This window comes from Kiritimatiellia bacterium, assembly GCA_028715905.1.
Lineage (GTDB): Bacteria > Verrucomicrobiota > Kiritimatiellia > JAAZAB01 > JAAZAB01 > JAQUQV01.
On sequence record JAQUQV010000086.1, the window covers coordinates 1 to 2,838 of the forward strand.

Genomic DNA, 2,838 nt, shown 5'->3' on the forward strand with positions numbered 1-2,838 from the left:
CAAAGCTTCCTTACGTTGACGCGGCCTATGAGACGCGCGGAGCGCGTATTATAGACGCGGATGTTTCCCCGTGCTGGTGGATTGATAATGGAAATATTGAGGCCTACACGTTGAAACAGGGCGGCGCCCTGATGATTCCCGTGATCAGCCATGAAACGGAAAATGCGCCGGTCAAGATTTCAGTCTCAACCGAGAAGGCCGGCTTGGATAAGGATGCTGAAACTTATTCCTGGGTCTTTGACATGGAAGACCCGCGGCAATTCAGCAGGGAGGAGATGCTTTCCCCGGATTGGCGCGGCAAAAGCATCATGCGAAAACGTTTCGTCAAAAAGGAGGAAAAACTTGGCGATCGGCTGGAGGTCGGCATCACGGCCCGCCCCTTGCTGCTCAGCCTGGTGTTGGTCACCCAGGTCCCGGCCATGACATGCGGCGTCAACGGCAGGAATGCGCAAATCTTGCTGCCGGGCACGCTGGATGTTGACATCAGCGGCAGGCTGGATCATGATTTGAAGAAACTGGATCTGAAAATTACCTCCCGCAAGGACAAGGCGGAAATTATGGCGTATTTCCCCGGTTCCTGGGGAGAACCGCGGATACTCTCCGGGGCTGATGAAATTTCCTGCCTGAAAAAGGATGAATTCGGAATGACGTTCTATGTGTTTGGCGTCAACAAAGGAACAAGCAATATCACCTTGATGCAAAAATAGTCCGAAATATTTTGAGGAGGTTCCGATGCTGACAAACCTTTATCATAATATTGGCGCTCTTGTTTTTTCCGGATGCCTGGCCGGATTGGTAATGGCCCGTACCGGTTTGGCGGCGGACAAACCGGCGTGGATAGCGACGAGCAGCAATCCGCCCGTCGTGGTTATAACCTGTGAAAATCAAATTCCCGAGCCGGTTGCTTTTGCCGCCGCAGAATTGCGGCGCTATCTGGAACAAATCCTCAATACGCGGCTGCCGGTTGACGCCGGGGTTGCCAACGCTCCCCAAATCCAACTTTCCTTACGCCCGGACCTGGCATTGACCGACGAAGGCTATGAACTCGGCGGCGAGGGAACCGTGTATCATGTTAGAGGCGGCGGACCGCTCGGTGTGGTCTTTGGCGTTTACGAGTTTCTTCGCCGCTGCGGCGGGTGCCAATTCAGCGATCTTGGACCGGACGGCGAATATGTTCCCCGCCGGGACCGCATTGAAGCAATAACGGGGGCGGTGCAACGCAAGCCCAGGCTGTGGTATCGCGGCTTACAGCAATTTTTCAAGATAGACGCCGAACTGGCGCGGCAACAAATCGATTGGATGGCCAAAAACGGATTGAATTATGTTATGTACACGCCCGGCAATTGCGGTAAAGAATGGTTTGAACAGGAACTCCTTCCATTCATTCGTCAACGCGGCTTGAAACTTGACATGAATCACCACAATCTACGTTACTGGCTTCCTCCCAAACAATATTTGAAGGAACATCCCGAGTGGTATGCCGAGGTTGACGGTCAGCGCGGAAAAAACTTCAATCAGCTTTGTATTTGCACCAGCAACAAAGAGGCTGTTGACACGCTCATTGCCAATGTTCGCCGCTACCTGCGCGAAAACCCTGAAGTAAAATTGGCGGGCATTATTGTTGAAGATGGCTTTGGAATGTGCCAGTGTGAACAATGCGTTTCACAGGACGAAAATCAACAGGATGCTTTTCGCAAGGATAGAGGAAAGGGAACGGAGAATCGCAGCAAATCGCGGCGGTACGCAAAATTGCTGAACGCGGTAGCGCGTGCAATCCGCGGCGAATTTCCGGATGTAACTGTGGGCGGAGCGGCATATGTGGATATGCTTTGGCCGCCCCGCGATGTAAAATTGGATTCCAGCCTAATGCTATGGATTGCCCTGTACGGGCGCGACGGATGCCGCCCGATTGCTCCCGACCACACCTCCCCGACAAACATTCGTTTTTTTGATGCGATCCGGCAATGGAAAAAATCCTTTTCGGGAAGGTTAACAGTTTACGAATATTATATGGGTTTTTATGCCCAGCGTTCGCTGCCTTATCCTCAATGGGAAGTAATTTGTGAAGATTGGAAATATCTGAAGTCTCTGGGCGTAAGCGGCGCGACGATCCAGTGCGAAGCGTCTTGCCATAGCGTATACGCTCCGAACCTCCTGGCCTTTGCGCGTTGCGGGTGGGATGACAACGTGGATCGCGAAAAAGTGCTTGATGATTATTTGCGGGGCGCCTATGGCTCGGTTGCCGCTGAAATCCGTCCGATTTTTGCAGGCATGATTCAAACCATGCGTCACATTGCTGATGGAAAAGACGCTCTGACGGCCGATGCATTTAATTCAAGCCTGTTCCTGGCCGACGCAAAACGCGCTGTCATTCGCCAATCCCTTAACCTTGCACAGCAAAAAGTTGGCAATGAGCGCGAACGGCGGCAAGTCCAGCGTTTGTCTGCAGCTGTGCGATATTGGGAATTAGCGGCCGATTTCTTTGAACTGCGCAAGCAGTTCAATAAACTGAAAAAAAGCAATTCACAGGATGCCCTGGTATTGGCGGACAAACTGGTCAATCTGGCGTCTGAATTGCATGAATATCTGAAAACATCGATGCCGCCAGGATGGATGTACGAGGGGCAAAGCCTTTGCGATTCTTTCCTAAAGGACGCCGACACGATCAAAAAAGACGCAGAGTTGTTGCGTTCAGAACTGCTTGCTAATCCATAAAGTGTATTTTTGTAACCTATGACCTGAATTTTACACGCGAAGCGCGCAAAATTCACCCGAATGTCCGCCACGTGAGTCACGTTCCACGTGGCCAACGTGGTCACGTGATGATGAGCCCGTAAT

Annotated in this window: 2 protein-coding genes; both read left to right on the forward strand. The window is 51.8% G+C overall.

The features are described from left to right. A partial coding sequence (locus PHP98_11185) for a hypothetical protein (protein ID MDD5484192.1) occupies window positions 1-707 on the forward strand: 707 nt, incomplete at its 5' end. Between the two features lie 91 nt (window positions 708-798). After that, the gene (locus PHP98_11190; GenBank protein ID MDD5484193.1) at window positions 799-2,715 is read left to right on the forward strand and encodes a DUF4838 domain-containing protein; all 1,917 of its coding nucleotides are present in this window, start codon (window positions 799-801) and stop codon (window positions 2,713-2,715) included. Window positions 2,716-2,838: the final 123 nt, after the last annotated feature.